1 protein-coding gene is annotated in these 475 nt (G+C 61.3%); it reads right to left on the reverse strand.

What is annotated here, in order from left to right; all coding sequences use genetic code 11:
- Positions 1-353, reverse strand: a 353-nt coding sequence (locus PY650_RS36750) for a MobA/MobL family protein (protein ID WP_285885023.1), incomplete at its 3' end; no start/stop codon positions are given.
- Positions 354-475 lie beyond the last annotated feature (122 nt).

Below are 475 nucleotides of genomic sequence, written 5' to 3' on the forward strand. Positions count from 1 at the left end.
CCATAGCGGTTGGCGAGATCGCGGGCGAAGTCGCGCACGAGCAAAAGCCGTTGCTGAGCGTTGAGTTCATGCGGAAGTGCCAGCTCGAACTCGCGGGCGACGCGGGCGTCGCTGCGTTTCTCAGCGCGCTCCGCCGCATTCCAAAGCTTCGAGCGATCCTGCGCCCAGCTCGCATCGACACCCTCGGGCAAGACGATCTCCGAATGCTCGACGCCCTTCTTGTGCGTGAAGTCGTGTGTCAGGCCATCGCGTTCGTTGAGGATCTTTGTTGCCGTCCGATAGGCCGCGGCCGCCACCGCACTGCGTCCGCCGCTGCGCCCAATCGGCTTCATGCTGCAATGATAGATCGCCAAATCGAATTCCCCGGTCGCAAAAGCTTTGGCCCCAAAGGCAAGGTTTCGAGCGCTGAGTTGCGCAGCAACTCGTAAGTGCGCCCTTCAACCTTCAATCGCTGCGCTCTTTCAGTAGGGATCAG

It is taken from the genome of Martinezella calliandrae (genome assembly GCF_030272695.1).
GTDB classification, from domain to species: Bacteria; Pseudomonadota; Alphaproteobacteria; order Rhizobiales; family Rhizobiaceae; genus Rhizobium; species Rhizobium calliandrae.